The sequence below is a fragment of the Streptomyces sp. NPDC002018 genome (assembly GCF_042890865.1).
Classification (GTDB): Bacteria; Actinomycetota; Actinomycetes; order Streptomycetales; family Streptomycetaceae; genus Streptomyces.
Genome location: NZ_JBIASO010000001.1, coordinates 591,970 through 607,420, shown reverse-complemented (window position 1 = coordinate 607,420; position 15,451 = coordinate 591,970). Strand labels below are relative to the sequence as shown.

Below are 15,451 nucleotides of genomic sequence, written 5' to 3'. Positions count from 1 at the left end.
GTCCTCCTGCGGAAAAGCGCCTTCACGCCGGCGGCCCGTGTCGGGTGGCCGCCCGTCAGGTGCCCGGCGGCCGGTTGTCGCGGGGCGGCTCATGCGTACCGAGCTGCTCGTTGATCTTCCGCTGGGCGGTGTCGACCTGCCCCCGGTACTTGTTCCCCGTTTTCCTGTCGAACGCGTCGCCCGCCTTCTCCACCCCCTGGCGGACCGTGCTCTCGTGCCCCTTGATGAGGCCCTTCAGCTTGTCGAGCATCGACATGTCCGTCTCCTCGTTCGGAACGTGTTCCTGTCCACCTTCACCGCTGTCCGGCGATCCCGCATCCGCAGCCGTACGGACCCCGGCAGCGGTACGGACATCGGCCGCCGTTCATCAGCGGGAGTACGCGTACGAGCGCTGCCGGGTGCAGGGGTCCCTCACCGTACCCGTGCCGTCCTCGTCGGGGAGCCCGGCGACGGCCTGGAGCGCGGCGCTGACCAGAGTGACCAGGAGATCGATGTCCGCGCCGGTGTCGAGCCGTACGGTGACCCAGCCGCAGCCGGCCCGCAGCCGAAGGGCGGTGGACCTCTTGAGTGCCGGACGAAGCTTGGCGATCATGGCGTTGGTGAGATGAACATCCGCTTCGTTCTCACCGTGGAAGTGCACTATTTCCTGTGTACCCGTGCGTACGCACGGATCTGTGCCGCAATAGGCCCGGCCACCGCTGAGACCTGGCCATGTCATCAGCCGTTCGCCGGCATGTCTGGCAGCGTTCATGCTCTCAGCGTGCCGTACACCGACCTCCGCGCACAGGGGAAATCAGGAACGAATATGCCTGACTTCCCCTGCCCTTCCTCGCCGGTAGGCCCGCCTCGGACGGGCCTCGGTCCGACGGCTTCTGTTCGTCATGTGTTCAGCGCTCCGTCCGGCGGCCCGTTCACCCCTTCATGATCTCCTCGGCAGGGCGACGGCAGACGTTCCAGGACGAGAAAGGGCCGCCATGGCTGCGAACTCGGTCGATGAGCTGATGGATCTCCTCCACGCGTGCCGGGGCGTCCGGGACACGCGTGAGCGCGGCGGCGACCCCGTCGATCTCCATGACCACGCCCTTCGGACGGCCGCCCTGCTGCGCCGCAGGCACCCCGCGGACAAAGAACTCCAGATCGCCGGTCTGGTCCACGATCTGGGCCATCTGCTGCTGCCCGGTGACGACGCCGGCCACGCGGACCGGGCCGCCGACGCCGTGCGCCCGCTGCTCGGAGTCCGGGTGGCCCGGCTCGTACAGCTCCATGTGCCCGCCAAGCGCTATCTGGCCGCGGTGGAACCGTGGCACACGCTCTCGGAGCGGAGCGCGCGGACCCTGCGGCTCCAGGGCGGGGCGATGAACCGGGCGGAGGTGGAGGCGTTCGTCCTCGACCCGCTGGCCGAGGACGCGCTGCTGCTGCGCCGCGCCGACGACGAGAGCGGGACCGTCGGACCGGACGCGGGGATCATGGAGGACTGGCGGCCGGTCCTCGAATCGGTCGCGGCCGGCCGCCATCACGCCGGCGCGCGTCCCCGGTACCGGTAACGGGGGAACGGGGGGAACGGGGGAACGGGGGAACGGGGCTCCCGCCGAAGACCGCGAACGGTGCGGTGCCCCGGGCCCCACCGGGTGAGGCCCCACCGGGAAGGGCCCCGGAAGGAGCCCCACCGGGGCGTCAGGAAGCCAGAAAACCTAGCCCAGGGTCGCGCTGCCCGAGTCCTTCGCCGTGCCGGGCCGCAGCTCCCGGCGCGCGGTGGAGCCGGTCGGCGGGGTGACCGTCCAGTCGGGGTGGCCGGGCATCCTCGGGGTCTTCGTGCCGTACAGCCACTCGGTGAGGAAGCCGGTCAGATCCTGCCCCGCCGCCTCGGAGGCCACGGCGATGTACTGCTCGGTGGAGGCGCTGGAGTTGCGGTACCGGTCGAGGAAGGTGTGCTCGATACGGCGGAAGACGTCCTCGCCGACCAGCGACCACAGCGCGTACAGGACCAGCACACCACCCGTGTAGCGCTGGCTGTGGAAGAGGGTCGCCGCCGTCGGCGCGGCGACGGGACCCGCGTCCTGGCGCCACTGGTCGCCCCGGGAGTAGACGTCCTTCATCCGGGCTTCCATGGTGGTCAGGCCGAGCGAGTCGGGCCAGCCCCGCTCGTACCGGTACAGCAGCCCGTAGTAGTCCGCGTGACCCTCGTTCATCCACAGATCGGCCCAGGTGGCGGGCGAGACAAGGTTGCCGAACCAGGTGTGGACCAGCTCGTGCATCATGTGCGAGCCGATCAGATTCTCCGTCTGGAGAAGGTAGTTCGGCTTGTAGATGGTGAGGGTCTGGGTCTCCAGACCGGTGAAGTCGAAGGCGTTGGGATCGTCGGTGTTGGCGGGCAGGATGCCGTACGCCTCGAACGGGAACGCGCCCAGCCGCCGCTCCAGCCAGGTGAGCTGACCGGGCGTCAGGGACAGTGCCGGTTCGAGTGCCGCCGCGCGGGCGGTCGGTACGACATCGCGCAGCCGCAGCCCGCTCGGGCCCTGCCGCTCGACCACCTGGTAGTCGCCCACGGTGACCTGGATCAGCTCGGTGGCGAGCGGGTCGCGCGAGCGGTAGGTGACGGTGGTGGTGCCGTTCGCCTTCCTGGTGGAGACCAGCGAGCCGGTCGCGACCGCCGTCAGCCCCTCGGGCGCGGTGACGCGGAAGGTGAAGTCCGCCTTGTCACTGGGGTGGTCGTTGCACGGGAAGATCGTGCGCGCCAGATCCGGCTGCGCGGCCACCGCGAAGCCGTCGGGGGTGGGCACCCAGCCGTTGTAGGGGGCCGCGATCTTGCGCGGGTCCGCGGTGTAGTCGACCCGTACGGTGAACTCCCTCCGGTCCGCCACGGGGGACGGCGGGGTGACGACCAGCTTCTCGGCCTGCTGCTCGAAGACCGCCGTGCGCCCGCCCACCCAGACCGCCCGGACGACGAAGCCGACCGCGTCGAGGGAGAAGCGGGAGAGGTCCTGGGTGGCGCGCGCGGTGACCGTGACACTCGCGTCGACCAGCTTGGTGTCGGCGTGGTAGGTGAAGTCCAGCAGATAGGCGGAGACGCGGTATCCGGTGTTGCCGATCACCGGATAGACGGGGTCGCCGAGGCTGTCCCCGCCCGGGGTCCCACTGCCTCTGTGGTCCCGTCTGTCACGGCCGTCGGCGCTCTGTGCCAGCGCGGCCGGGGAGAGGGTGAGAGCTGCTGCTGTGCCGAGGAGTGCGGCGGCCGGCGCCGTCACTCGGGTGCGGTATCGCATGTGTCTCTTTCGGTTCGTTGCCTGACAGGGTGCGGACCGTAAATGATCACGTCAACTCCCTGGACGTCCACGTGTCATGGCCGGTTCCCGGCATCCCGGCACCGAGCCGCTGGAGCCGGCCCGTCGGCCTGGCGGAGGGCGTCCGGTGCCGCCGTGTCCGTACCGCTCCGCGACGTCATAACGGTCCCCCAGCGGATGCCCGCCTCATTCCGGCGAGATGAATATCGGCATTTTATGTGCCTTACCAGGAGAATCCGCTCTCAGGACTTCATCCGGCGCGCCATGCCCCTTCACGCGCTTCCCCGTACGTCCACGCTCCCTCCACACAGCCCCTCGTGACCGTCCGTCACCTTCCGCGCGCCTCAACCGGTCTTTCGCCGTACACCCTTGACGAGGACACGTCGGCCGGTATGGTCTAGGCCAAGTGGTCGAGACCTTTCCGGATGCAACGCCTTCGACGGTGCGCCCGGAAAGGAATCCGCCACCGCCCTTCGCGCCTCTTGGCCCCCACACTCGAGAGGCCGACCTGCCGTATTCGGATCCCCCACGGTGCGAATACCGCGCAGGAAGACCTGATGTGAAGGAGAACGCATGCACGCGAAAAGGAAAATGGCCGCCGTGCTCGGCGCCGTCGTCGCTCCGGTTCTCGCCGTGAGCCTCCCCGCGAGTTCCGCGAGCGCCCACGGATATATCTCCTCGCCTCCCAGCAGGCAGGCCCAGTGCGCCGCCGGAACCATCAGCTGCGGTGATATCACCTACGAACCGCAGAGCGTGGAGGGGCCCAAGGGACTCACCAGTTGCAGCGGTGGGAACTCACGGTTCTCGGACCTCGACGACGACTCCAAGGGCTGGGCCGTGACGCCCGTCGGCAGCACCACCACCTTCCAGTGGAGGCTGACCGCACGTCACTCCACCAGCACCTGGCAGTACTTCGCCGGCGGACGGCAGATCGCCGAGTTCAACGACAACGGGGCCCAGCCCGGCGCCACGGTCAGCCACCAGGTGAACTTCGGTGGCCTGACGGGGAAGCAGAAGGTCCTGGCGGTGTGGAACGTCGCGGACACCACCAACGCGTTCTACGCCTGCGTCGACGTCAACGTCGGCGGCTGAGGGAAGGGATCCGATGCGTACCCGCCTGCTCGGACTGCTCACCGCGACCGCCTCGGCCGCCGCTCTCTCCCTGTTCGCCCTGGCACCCTCGTCGGTCGCCGGATCGGCGCCGGCCGCCGACTTCGTCGTCAGCGAGAGCCAGTTCAACCAGATGTTCCCGAACCGGAATCCGTTCTACACGTACGGCGGACTGACCGCTGCGCTGAGCGCCTACCCGGGCTTCACGGGCACGGGAAGCGACACCGTGCGCAAGCAGGAGGCCGCGGCCTTCCTGGCGAACGTCAGCCACGAGACCGGCGGTCTGGTCCATGTGGTGGAACAGAACACGGCGAATTACCCGCACTACTGCGACGCGTCACAGCCGTACGGCTGTCCCGCCGGTCAGGCCAAATACTACGGCCGCGGCCCGATCCAGCTGAGCTGGAATTTCAACTACAAGGCCGCGGGTGACGCACTGGGGATCGATCTGCTGAACAATCCCGATCTCGTGCAGAACGATTCCGCCGTGGCCTGGAAGACCGGGCTCTGGTACTGGAACACCCAGAGCGGACCGGGAACCATGACTCCGCACAATGCCATGGTGAACGGCGCGGGATTCGGCGAGACCATTCGCAGTATCAACGGAAGTATCGAATGCAACGGCGGGAACCCCGCCCAGGTGCAGAGCCGGATCGACCGCTACACGAGTTTCAGCCAGATCCTCGGGGTGGGAACGGGCGGCAATCTCGGTTGCTGAGGCGTAGACCGTGACGCACAGCGAGGGCGGTGCCACCGACCGGTGGCACCGCCCTTTCACCTGTGTCCGGCGCGGCGGCCCGGCGGCCCGTCCGGCACGGTCCCGCTGAGCGGCCCGCGCACCCGGTGTGATCTCCGACGGACCCTCCTCCCCCGCGGATGGCACGGCCTCCGGGGGGCATGCCCCTGGGCAGGAACGTCTCCGCGGCGGGGCGCCCGCCCCGCGCGCCGACGGCCCGGGAAAATGGGACGGCGAACCGATCGCAGCAACCGACCTGGAGGAGTGGGCAGATGCCGCACGAACGAGCGGGACAGCCGGCCCGGCCGGAGGATCTCATCGATGTCGCCCGGCTGGTGACCGCGTACTACGCGCTGCGCCCCGACCCGGGCGAGCCGGGTCAGCGCGTCGCGTTCGGGACCTCAGGACACCGCGGCTCGTCCCTCGCCACCGCGTTCAACGAGGATCACATCGCCGCGACCAGCCAGGCGATCTGCGAATACCGGACCGGGCAGGGCACCACCGGGCCGCTCTTCCTCGGCGCCGACACCCACGCGCTGTCCGAACCGGCCCGGGTGACGGCGATCGAGGTCTTCGCCGCCAATGACGTGACCGTGCTGGTCGACAGCGACGACGGCTACACCCCCACCCCGGCGGTGTCGCACGCCATCCTCACGCACAACCGCGGGCGCGCCTCGGGGCTCGCGGACGGTGTGGTGGTCACACCGTCCCACAACCCGCCCGCCGACGGCGGGTTCAAGTACAACCCGCCGAACGGCGGTCCCGCCGGTTCCGAGGCGACCGGCTGGATCCAGGACCGCGCCAACGAGATCATCGCGGGCGGGCTCAAGGACGTACGGCGGATCCCCTACGCCCGTGCCCTGGCCGCGCCGGCCACCGGCCGGTACGACTTCCTCGGCACCTATGTGACGGACCTGCCCGCCGTACTGGACCTGGACGCGGTGCGCGCTGCCGGGGTACGGATCGGGGCGGATCCGCTGGGCGGCGCCTCGGTCGCCTACTGGGGACGGATCGCCGAGCAGCACCGGCTCGATCTGACGGTGGTCAATCCGCTGACCGACCCCACCTGGCGGTTCATGACGCTGGACTGGGACGGCAAGATCCGGATGGACTGCTCGTCGCCGTACGCCATGGCCTCGCTGATCGACCGGCGCGACGAATACCAGATCGCCACGGGCAACGACGCCGACTCCGACCGCCACGGCATCGTCACCCCGGACGCCGGGCTGATGAACCCCAACCACTATCTCGCCACCGCCATCGGCTATCTCTACGCCCACCGGGAGCGGTGGCCCGCCACGGCGGGCATCGGCAAGACCCTGGTGTCGTCCGGGATGATCGACCGGGTCGCCGCGGATCTCGGCCGGAGGCTGGTCGAAGTGCCCGTCGGCTTCAAGTGGTTCGTGACCGGGCTGGCGGACGGGTCGCTGGGCTTCGGCGGGGAGGAGTCGGCCGGGGCGTCCTTCCTGCGGCGCGACGGGTCGGTGTGGACCACCGACAAGGACGGCATCATCCTGGCCCTGCTCGCCTCCGAGATCCTCGCGGTCACCGGCAGGACGCCCTCCGAGCACTACGCCACGCTCACCGGCCGCTTCGGGGCGCCCGCCTACGCCCGTATCGACGCGCCCGCCACCCCCGCGGAGAAGTCCGTCCTGGCCCGGCTCTCGCCCGAGCAGGTGACGGCGGACACCCTCGCGGGCGAACCGGTCACCACGGTGCTCACCGAGGCACCCGGCAACGGCGCGCCCATCGGCGGCATCAAGGTGATCACCGAGAACGCCTGGTTCGCGGCCCGCCCCTCGGGCACCGAGGACGTCTACAAGATCTACGCCGAGTCCTTCCTCGGCACCGACCATCTGGGCCGGGTCCAGGAGGAGGCCAAGGGCGTCGTCTCGGCGGCCCTGGACGGCTGAACCGGAGGACCGTCGTACGATCCCGCCTTCCGGCCGCCGCCCCGTCGCCCCTCCCGCCGCTGTGCGGGGAAGCGGCGCGGCGGCGCGCCGGGCGGCACCAAAAGCGATCCCACCGAAACACGGCCGATAAGGGCCATTCGCGTGATAAATGAGGTGTTTGTGTGAACACCCGGCGTGTCGAGGGAAAGCATGACCATCGGACACCGACACGCGTGCCCGTTCATCGACCGGTCTGACACGACCTGTGTGCTCTCCAGGCCGGGCGAAGGGAGCAACGCAGATGAATGCTGTGCGACGCATCGCCGTTGCCGTGACACTGGCAGCGCTGGCCGGCATATCGGCGCCTTCCGCGTTCGCGGCGGCCGCGGCCCCCGATGACGCGCCTTTCCTGAAGGCGATCCACCAGGGCAACCTGGCGGAGATCCAAGCAGGTGAGGACGCGGGCAAGAACGCCAAGGCCACATGCGTGAAGACGGTCGGCGCCACACTGGTGCGCGACCACAGGAAACTGGACACCGACGTCAAGGCACTGGCGAGGAAACTGGGCGTCTCCCTGCCGAGCGGGCCCTCCCAGGAACAGAAGGAGGCGCTGGCCGCCGTCCAGTCGAAGGCGGGCACGAGCGGTTACGACGGCGCCTGGCTCACCACCGAGGACAAGGGGCACGTGGAGACGATCAAGCTGATCGACCACGAGATCGACTCGGGGAGCAACTCCCAGGTCAAGGCGGCGGCCCGCGCGGCTCGCCCCATCGTGGAGGACCACCTCGACATGATCCGCGACTGCAAGGCCGAGCTGAACCCGAGCTGACCTCGCGGCGCCGTCCGCCCTCGGGCTGAGACCGGCCGCTGTCGCGGCCCCCACGACCGCGACAGCGGCCGGACCACGCCCCCGGCCTGCCGGCGGCGGGACTCCGGCCGGCCCACCATGGCGGGATTCGGGCGGGCCGCCCCGGCGGTCACGCTCCCACCCGGACCACGGCTCGTGCGTACGGGCCGGCCGCCTCTCGGGGAGCGGCCGGCCGCGGGTGGGATGTCACCCCGACGACAAACGCCTCGCGACGCCGGACGTCCTCCGGACGCCGGATGTCCTCCGTCAGGTGCCGGGGGTCCCGTCGGAGCGTCCGCCACGGCCGGACCGTCCACCGCCCGACGGCCGCCGCGCCTCGTCGCCGTGTCCGCCGAGGCCGCCGTGTCCGCCGAGCTGATGTGGTGTCAGCCGCTCCCCGTCGGCCGGGAAGGAGTCCGCGGGCGTCACCTCGCCCTCGGCGTGGGTGGGCCGGGCCGGCCGGGCCGGCTGTTCGGAGGGGAGGGGCGGGGCGGCCCGCCGCTCGCGCAGACGCCCGCCCCACCAGAAGGCGCCGAGGAGGAGGGCCACCACGGCCAGCCCCGCCACCAGTGCCATACCGAAGAGTCCGGCGCCGCTCACCGCGAGATCGGCTGTGCTCCCGTATGTGATCGATGGGTTCATGCACCTCCGCGTACCCACAGGCCGGGACATCACGCGGTCGTCACTGCGGGGGAAGCAGGGGGCCCAGCGGGCCCAGATCCAGATTCAGGTCCTCCATCGTGAGGTCGTAGCGATCGCAGAGTTCGGTCATACGCTCGTGGAGCAGCATCAGGGTCATCCCGATCCGCTCCTCCTGATCCTCCGTCAGATCGCCCTGGTCGACCCGGTGGACGGCTTGGCGCTCCATCAGCTGGCGCAGCAGTTCCACGATGGTCAGCACCAGTCTGACCAGGTCCCGTTCGACGGTGTCCTGGTCGGTGTGCAGCCGCCGGGAGAGGCGCGCGCCCCGGCCCTCCGGGGCCGGGGGATCCTCCGGCCCCGCGAGATCGTCCGGGCCCGTCGGGAGCAGGCGCGCGACGTCGGACACCGCCTCGGTGAGCCCGTCCAGGTCACGGACGACCGGCTGACGGCCGCCGGCCGGCCCGTGGTCGGCCGGCTCGCGGCTGGGCGGCCCGTGGTCGGCCGGCTCACCATCGGCCGGCTCGCGGCCCTGGCTCCGGGGTTCGCGGTTCATGTCGTACTCCCGGTCACCGGTCCGTAGCCGCGGGCCGGGGGTTCCGGGCGGTCCACACGGTCGGCCCGGGTCTCCGGGGTCTCCGGGGTCCGCTGTTCCGCTTCCAGCCGCGCCTGTCGTGTGTGTTCCGCGCGGACGGACACGATCAGAGCCCGCAGGGAGATCCGTACCAGATCGACGTCCGCGATGGAGAGGGTCAGCTCACCGGTCAGCACCACGCCTCCGGTCAGCAGCCGGTCGAGGAGATCGATCAGCGCGATCTGGCGGCCGGCGAGCGGCCGTGTGTCGTACCCGTCGCCCTCGGACCAGGACCGCAGGTCGGCGGAGTGCGTCGGGGGGTGCATACCGTCGGTCACTGGGTGCCCGCCTCCCGTTCCGCCATGCCGTCGTCGTCGCTGACGGCGCCGGTGCCGGTGGCGCCCTCGGTATCGGCGGCGTCCCCCGGGTCGTCCGAGGCGGTGAACGAGTACGGCGCCCATGGTCCGGTGATCTCCACACGGATGCCGTCGAGACCCTCGACAGCGTCTCGGACCCGCTCCTGGAACGCGTGCGCCCTCTCCCTGGGCACGAGATAGGCGTCATTGGCCACGTTGTGGCCCGGTCCGGTGGCCAGCTCTCCCTCCTGGAGGCGGTGCTGGACCCGGTCGACGGCGAGGCCACGGGCGGCGGCGTCCACGCGCAGCACGGCATCGCGTGCGGCCCGCCAGGCGTCCTCGCTCGATGTGCGCTGCTGCCGGCGGCCGCGCAGATAGTCACGGCCGGTGGTGGCCGTGGCGGCGGGTGCCGGCGACCGAGGCGCGGGCCTGGGCGCCGGAGGAGGCACGGCGTACACCTTGACGCCCCACTCCACGCCGTCGGCGAGCCGGTCGAGGAGTCCCGCGAACTCCTCCGAACGCCGGTCCAGCATGTCGCGTACCCGGTCGTCGTCGAGATGGAGAGTGGCCAGCCGCAGGGGGAGCACCGTCGTACGGGCGAAGATCGCCTCCACGACGGAGTGATGCGCGCGGGCCACCGACTCCAGCCAGTCCAGATCCTCCAGCCGCGCCTTCAGCGCGCTCTCCCCGAAGTCCCGCTCGGGGACAGGGCTCACCGCCACGGCCAGCCCCCGCGCGCGCACCAGGCGCACCGGCGCACCGGCCACCCCGCGCAGCCGGCCCAGTTCTTCCTCCAGTCCGGCGTCCGCGCGGGTCACGGCGTAGCTGTAACTCATCTGCGGCGCGCTCATCGCTCACCGCCCCTCCTCCGCCGCCCGGCGCTCCCCTCGCGCGGAACGGCCCGGCGGCCCTCCTCGGCCGGCGGCTCCTCGTCGGGGAACTCCTCGTCCAGGACCGCCGCTTCCTCATCCTCCCGCGAGGCCTCCCGCGAGGCCGCGTCCTCCAGGGCGACGGCCGGACCGTCGACGGCGGCGGGCGACCGCCGGCGCAGGTTCTCCACCTCGGCCCGCAGCCGCCGGTTCTCCTCCGCCAGGGAGGGCCTGCCGCTGTCCTCCCTGGCCCGGGACGAGAGGGACGGATCGTGTTCCCACCAGTCGATGCCCATCTCCTTGGCCTTGTCGACGGAGGCCACGAGCAACCGGAGTTTGATGGTCAGGAGTTCGATGTCGAGCAGGTTGATCTGGATGTCGCCCGCGATGACGATGCCTTTGTCCAGGACCCGTTCGAGGATGTCGGCGAGGTTCGCGGACGATCCCTGTCCGGACCCCTGGCCGTACGGCGACATACTCGGCGCCGGCCTCGGAGCGGGCTGTCGGGCGGAAGTCGGATCCGTCACGGTGCACCAGGCCTCGATCCTGTCAGCTCAGCCGGTTCGGCGTCGTACACTCGTTACTGCGGACCCGGCGGGGGTACGGCACCGGCGCGCGCACGCCGGAGGTCCTCCAGCCGGTCCAGCAACTCGTCCTCACGGCGGTCGAATTCACCTTCGTCGATATGCCCGGCCAGCAACTCCCTCTCCAGCTCGGCGAGCTGGCGCTCGACGGGGGTGGTGTCGTAGGCCTCCTCCTCCGCGGCCTCCAGCAACCGGTTCACCACCCAGCCGGCGCCGCGCACGGGCGCCAGGGGCAGGGTCAGGATCTGGGTCAGCAGGCCCATCGCGGACTCCTCACCTCGTGCGTCCCTCAGGAGAAGCTGTACGGCGGCAGCGGCCCCCGGATACGCACCTCGATCTCCGGGCCGTACCGCTCGGCGAGTTTCTTCCCCGCCTCGACGAACTCCCGTTCACGGTCCCGGTCCACGAGGAACGACACGGCGAGGAAGTGGTCCGCCGTGGCACCGCTCTCCGTCTCGGCACTCGTGTAGGGCCGCAGCGCTTCGACCAGGTCGGCCGTCACGCCGTCCTGCAGCGCCTGGACATCACGGGCGACCAGTTCTCCGAGCGTCATCCGCTCCTCGTACGTGCCGGCACCGCCCCGGGTGGCCTCGTTGAGCCGGCGGATCTCCTCCGACTCCGCCAGCACCCGGCCCAGCAGGATGTCCTCGTCCGCCGCCGCCTTGAGATTGAACTCCGCCCGGCCCTCCAGTTCGGAGAGACGGCGCGTGTACCGCTCGACGTTCTCGTCCAGAGCCGCGCGCACCGCGTCGTCGTCCTCGGCGATCAGACCGAACCGCATGGGCAGGACCGCGCGTTCGGACAGCAGCCTTTCCTGGACGCTGTGATGGGCGCCGAGATCCCTGCGTTTGGCCCGCAGCGTCTCCGGGGCGTCACTGACGACGGCCTTGAGCGGACCTTCGGTGAGGGTCCGCAGCGGAGGTGCCGCTTCTCCCACACCGTGCAGATCGTCCAGCCGCGGCCGGCTCTCGGACGACGTGATGGCGTAGACGTAGACGGACATCGGCTACTCCTCCTCGCGGTGTCTCGCCGGACGCTTCCGCGCGCTCCGGCGCCTCGGTTCCAGCTCCGCCTCCTCGTCGTCCTCCTCGCCCGCGCGCCCTCCCTGGAGGGAGTCCGTGATGGCTTCCACCGCCCCGGTCAGCGCGCCCTTGCTCTTGCCGCGCGCACCGCTCTCGGTGACTTCGCCGACCAGACCCGTCAGCGTGTCGGGGGCTTTGCGCCCGGCTTCCAGATCAAGGCGGTTGCAGGCCTCCGCGAAGCGGAGATACGTGTCGACGCTCGCCACGACGATACGTGCGTCGATCTTGAGAAGCTCGATGCCGACGAGGGATACGCGGACGAACGCGTCGATGACCAGGCCGCGGTCAAGGATCAGCTCCACGACGTCATAGAGGTTTCCGCCGCCGCCTCCTCCGACGGCGGCCTGGCCACTCTGCTGCGGCGCTACAGTCACGACGACTCCCTTCCGTGGTCACGCGGTTACCAGCGATCACCGCGACCGGTCGACCTGGCCGCGTGCGTACCGGTGGCGGCGCTCGTACTCCATGAGCTGACCGTCTTCGTCCAGACGCACCCGGTAGCTGGCCATCACGCTGGTCGTGTCGGGCACCCGGGAGATCTCCAGTACTTCGACGTCGGCCTCCCACCCCTCCTCGGTGCGCTTGACCGCCGACACCGATTCGGGCTGTTTGCCGAGAAGTCCGGCCAGTTGCTCCTTGGCCTCCCGCATCGCCCGGCCCATCGGCAAAGGGCGCGAGGGTTCTCGCTCCTCCTGCTCGTCCCGGACGTGGGCGGCCCGGTCGTGGGACGCCGTTCTCGCGCGCCCCCTGCCGTTCACATCCCGCCGCTCGGCCATATTGTTCCCGCTTCGCGTCCGTGGTGATGGGACCGTGATGGGACCGATGTGCCGGATTTCCAGCACTTATTCCCTTATCAATGAAACACCCGGGATGTGGGACGGGCAACGAGAGCGGTCGGCGGGACCGGGCCGGCCGGCTCCCACGCGCCCCGCCCGTAGCCGCCGTATCCTCGTCCTTACGACCTCAGGAGACCGATATGACCGCTGTACCCGCCGTCGTGCGGAGGGCTCTGGACGCGGCCAACGCCGGGGACACCGAAGCGTTCCTGGACTGCTTCGCGCCCAACGGCGCGGTCGACGACTGGGGCCGGCTCTTCCGTGGACATGACGCGGTGCGGGGGTGGAGCGACAAGGAGTTCATCGGCGTCCGCGTCAGCCTCGACGTGACCGGGGTACGCAGCTCGGCCACCGACAGTGTCACGGTCAGCGCCACCGTGGGCGGCGACGGCTTCAACGGACCGTCCGACTTCACCTTCGTCGTGGTCGACGAACGGCTGTCGCTGATGCGCATCACCGGCTGAGCGGCGCGCAGGTCCCGGGGCCCGAAGGCCGGGCGCGGCGCATCACAGCCGCCTGTCTCATGTCCGCACACGGTGCCGGCGTGAGCGTCCGCACACAGCATCAGGGCCCTTCCTCACGCGAGGAAGGGCCCTGGTGTATTGAGCGCCCGGCAGGCCTTGCACCTGCATTTCCCGCCGGCTGGCGGACGTCTTTCCTTGGACCACAGACGCGTGACCCCGTGTGGTGAACCGGAGTTACATCATGATCATACAGGCTCCGCGGGGGCGGTCCGGTCCCCCCGCGTACTCGCGCCCTGGCGCTGCTGCACCTTGTGATGACCTGACGATCAGAACGACAAGAGCCGTGAAACGGAAGACTGTCACGCGCGGCGCACGGTTCCGTGAGAACCGGGAAGTGAGATCCCTCCCGGCTGCGCGGGAGCAGGGTCGGGGGATGCTCGGGCGGGTCCGGCTCGCGCCCCGGGTCGGAGCACGCGCCGCCTGGGTGTTCGGGTTGGATGTGCCACGTTTACGCCGTGCTCAGCCCCGGCGAGTGCGCTGCGCCAATCGGGCTAATTCCAAGGCCAACTGTGGCCTGGCCGCCGGTCAGTCACTTCAATCGGTGCTACCGACGGTGGGGTGCCCATCCCCTGGCGGGGACCATGAACGGCTTCCGCTGTGATGCGGTTTGCCGTGGTTTTCAGGGCACCCCGGCAGGTGAGCAACCCGGATATTTTCATTTCTCCGGAGTGCGTCAGCCCCCACCTCCTTCACGGAGCCTTGAAAGGGGCGCCATCATGGCACTCGCTCTCGTCCTCACCCCCGCAACCACCACGGCAGGCCAGACCTTCACGGCCACGGCCACGGCCACCCCGGCCGTACTCGGCGAACCGATCACCTTCCAGTACGACGCACAGCCCAATCAGACCGTCAACGCGAACGCGGGCGGTGTGGCGGTCGCCACCTTCACGGCGACCACGACGGGACCGGTGGTGGCCGTCGGCGCCACCAGCGGAACTGCCGTGGCCACGCAGACCGTGACCGCCGCGACGGGCTGTGCGATCACGGTGACGTCGACGCCCGCCAACCCGGCCGCGGGCCAGCCGGTGACCCTCACCACCCACGTCACCTGTAACGGCGTCGAGGTCGACGGTGCGGTGGTGGCGCTCACCACCCCCAACGGCCCCTTCTTCAGCATCACCGCCGGCGGCCTCGGCGCCAGCGTGAACATCGGAGCACTGCCCCTGGGTATCAACCCCATCACGGCCACGGTGGTCGCCTTCACGGGACTCCCCCCCACCTGCCTCTGCATCGGCACCACCGTGACGACGAGCGTCACCGTCGGTTCGACGGCGGCCTGCACGGTCGCGGTGACGTCGTCGCCCGCCACCCCGACCCTGGGCCAGCCGGTGACCCTCACCGCCACCGTCACCTGCGGCGGCGCCCCCGTCGTGGGCGCTGCGGTAGTCATCACCGGCCCCGGCGGCCTCTCCTTCACCGGCACCACCAATGCCTCCGGCCAGGCCACGACGACCACGTCCTCGTTGCCCGCCGGAGCCAACACCATCACGGCCACGGTGAACGCCGTGGGCGGCACCTGCACCTGCGTCAACGTCGTCGCCACCGGGACCGTGACCGTCGGCGCGGCACAGGGCTTCACGGCACGGCCGGCCTGCTACACGCTGAACTTCCCCCCGCTGCCCTGGTCCTTCGCACACACCACGCTCACCGTGACCGGTGCGACTCCGGGAGCGGTGGTCACCTTCCACTCCGACGGAGCCGGGGGCCCCGTGCTGTGCACCGCTGTGGCCGACGTGAACGGCAACGCCAGTTGCCCGGTCAACCTCACCGTCTTCCAGCTGGCGTCCGGTTTCACCGCGACCACCCCCGTGCCCGGAGGGTTCCTCACCTCCTCCAGCACCCTGTCCCCCTGCATCTAAGGCTCCACCGGCTCGCGGCCCGCACACCCGGAAGCGTGCGGTTGCCCGTCTGAAGCGCCGGAGCCTGTCCAGGAAACGACGAGCGACCCGTAGAAGAGCCGTCCCCCGTAACGCAACTACGGGGGACGGCTCGGCTCACCAGGATAGGCCCAGAGGCACCGCGGTGCGCCGAGGCCAGGCCCCCTGGACCCCACGAGGGGACCGGAGCGGACGTCTGTGCCCCGGCCCTTCCAGGTCGCCGCGGGCAACACATCGGTGCCGT

Annotated in this window: 19 protein-coding genes; 7 read left to right on the top strand and 12 right to left on the bottom strand. The window is 70.4% G+C overall.

Features of this window, described 5'->3' with window-relative positions:
- Positions 1-55: 55 nt before the first annotated feature.
- The gene (locus ACFYYH_RS02645) at positions 56-256 is read right to left on the bottom strand and encodes an antitoxin (RefSeq protein WP_388544852.1); all 201 of its coding nucleotides are present in this window, start codon (positions 254-256) and stop codon (positions 56-58) included.
- Positions 257-367: 111 nt separating this feature from the next.
- Positions 368-751 carry a luciferase family protein gene (locus ACFYYH_RS02640; protein ID WP_388544849.1) on the bottom strand — a complete coding sequence of 128 codons (384 nt, stop codon included), beginning with the start codon at positions 749-751 and terminating at the stop codon, positions 368-370.
- A 223-nt stretch (positions 752-974) separates the two neighbouring features.
- Here ACFYYH_RS02640 and ACFYYH_RS02635 point away from each other — a divergent pair, with 223 nt between their 5' ends.
- Entirely contained in the window at positions 975-1,544 is a 570-nt protein-coding gene (locus ACFYYH_RS02635; protein WP_388544846.1) for a metal-dependent phosphohydrolase, read from the top strand.
- Positions 1,545-1,691: 147 nt separating this feature from the next.
- Here ACFYYH_RS02635 and ACFYYH_RS02630 read toward each other — a convergent pair whose 3' ends face one another.
- On the bottom strand, positions 1,692-3,263 hold the full coding sequence (locus ACFYYH_RS02630; protein WP_388544844.1) for a M1 family metallopeptidase: 1,572 nt from the start codon (positions 3,261-3,263) through the stop codon (positions 1,692-1,694).
- Between the two features lie 591 nt (positions 3,264-3,854).
- On the opposite strand from ACFYYH_RS02630, the gene ACFYYH_RS02625 reads away from it, so the two are divergent.
- From ACFYYH_RS02625 to ACFYYH_RS02610, 4 genes are all read left to right on the top strand, one after another.
- The gene (locus ACFYYH_RS02625; RefSeq protein WP_388544843.1) at positions 3,855-4,373 is read left to right on the top strand and encodes a lytic polysaccharide monooxygenase auxiliary activity family 9 protein; all 519 of its coding nucleotides are present in this window, start codon (positions 3,855-3,857) and stop codon (positions 4,371-4,373) included.
- Positions 4,374-4,386: 13 nt separating this feature from the next.
- Positions 4,387-5,109: a chitinase gene (locus ACFYYH_RS02620; RefSeq protein ID WP_388544840.1), complete on the top strand. Its 723-nt coding sequence runs from the start codon at positions 4,387-4,389 to the stop codon at positions 5,107-5,109.
- 290 nt (positions 5,110-5,399) lie between these two features.
- Positions 5,400-7,040, top strand: a complete 1,641-nt coding sequence (gene pgm, locus ACFYYH_RS02615) for a phosphoglucomutase (alpha-D-glucose-1,6-bisphosphate-dependent) (RefSeq protein ID WP_388544838.1) — start codon at positions 5,400-5,402, stop codon at positions 7,038-7,040.
- A gap of 280 nt (positions 7,041-7,320) precedes the next feature.
- Complete coding sequence (locus ACFYYH_RS02610) at positions 7,321-7,848, top strand: DUF4142 domain-containing protein (protein ID WP_388544835.1); 528 nt, start codon at positions 7,321-7,323, stop codon at positions 7,846-7,848.
- A 285-nt stretch (positions 7,849-8,133) separates the two neighbouring features.
- Here the strand turns inward: ACFYYH_RS02610 and ACFYYH_RS02605 are convergent, their stop codons facing one another.
- From ACFYYH_RS02605 to ACFYYH_RS02565, 9 genes are all read right to left on the bottom strand, one after another.
- A complete protein-coding gene (locus ACFYYH_RS02605; protein ID WP_388544833.1) occupies positions 8,134-8,508 on the bottom strand; it encodes a DUF6479 family protein in 375 nt (124 codons plus the stop codon).
- Between the two features lie 40 nt (positions 8,509-8,548).
- Entirely contained in the window at positions 8,549-9,061 is a 513-nt protein-coding gene (locus tag ACFYYH_RS02600; protein WP_388544831.1) for a gas vesicle protein K, read from the bottom strand.
- Positions 9,058-9,405 carry a gas vesicle protein gene (locus ACFYYH_RS02595; RefSeq protein WP_388545312.1) on the bottom strand — a complete coding sequence of 116 codons (348 nt, stop codon included), beginning with the start codon at positions 9,403-9,405 and terminating at the stop codon, positions 9,058-9,060. Before ACFYYH_RS02595 ends, ACFYYH_RS02600 begins: the two co-directional genes overlap by 4 nt.
- Before the next feature lie 8 nt (positions 9,406-9,413).
- Positions 9,414-10,286 (bottom strand): GvpL/GvpF family gas vesicle protein, encoded by an 873-nt coding sequence (locus ACFYYH_RS02590; RefSeq protein ID WP_388544829.1) that lies wholly within the window; start codon positions 10,284-10,286, stop codon positions 9,414-9,416.
- Positions 10,283-10,780 carry a gas vesicle protein gene (locus ACFYYH_RS02585; RefSeq protein WP_388544826.1) on the bottom strand — a complete coding sequence of 166 codons (498 nt, stop codon included), beginning with the start codon at positions 10,778-10,780 and terminating at the stop codon, positions 10,283-10,285. Before ACFYYH_RS02585 ends, ACFYYH_RS02590 begins: the two co-directional genes overlap by 4 nt.
- Before the next feature lie 104 nt (positions 10,781-10,884).
- Positions 10,885-11,151, bottom strand: a complete 267-nt coding sequence (locus ACFYYH_RS02580; protein WP_388544823.1) for a gas vesicle protein GvpG — start codon at positions 11,149-11,151, stop codon at positions 10,885-10,887.
- A 26-nt stretch (positions 11,152-11,177) separates the two neighbouring features.
- Positions 11,178-11,891, bottom strand: coding sequence for a GvpL/GvpF family gas vesicle protein (locus ACFYYH_RS02575; protein ID WP_388544821.1), 714 nt, complete (start codon positions 11,889-11,891; stop codon positions 11,178-11,180).
- Between the two features lie 3 nt (positions 11,892-11,894).
- Entirely contained in the window at positions 11,895-12,344 is a 450-nt protein-coding gene (locus ACFYYH_RS02570; protein WP_388544819.1) for a gas vesicle structural protein GvpA, read from the bottom strand.
- Positions 12,345-12,380: 36 nt separating this feature from the next.
- Positions 12,381-12,632, bottom strand: a complete 252-nt coding sequence (locus tag ACFYYH_RS02565) for a gas vesicle protein (RefSeq protein ID WP_388545310.1) — start codon at positions 12,630-12,632, stop codon at positions 12,381-12,383.
- A gap of 314 nt (positions 12,633-12,946) precedes the next feature.
- On the opposite strand from ACFYYH_RS02565, the gene ACFYYH_RS02560 reads away from it, so the two are divergent.
- Positions 12,947-13,270, top strand: a complete 324-nt coding sequence (locus ACFYYH_RS02560) for a nuclear transport factor 2 family protein (RefSeq protein WP_388544816.1) — start codon at positions 12,947-12,949, stop codon at positions 13,268-13,270.
- A gap of 776 nt (positions 13,271-14,046) precedes the next feature.
- Entirely contained in the window at positions 14,047-15,189 is a 1,143-nt protein-coding gene (locus ACFYYH_RS02555; RefSeq protein WP_388544813.1) for a hypothetical protein, read from the top strand.
- Positions 15,190-15,451: the final 262 nt, after the last annotated feature.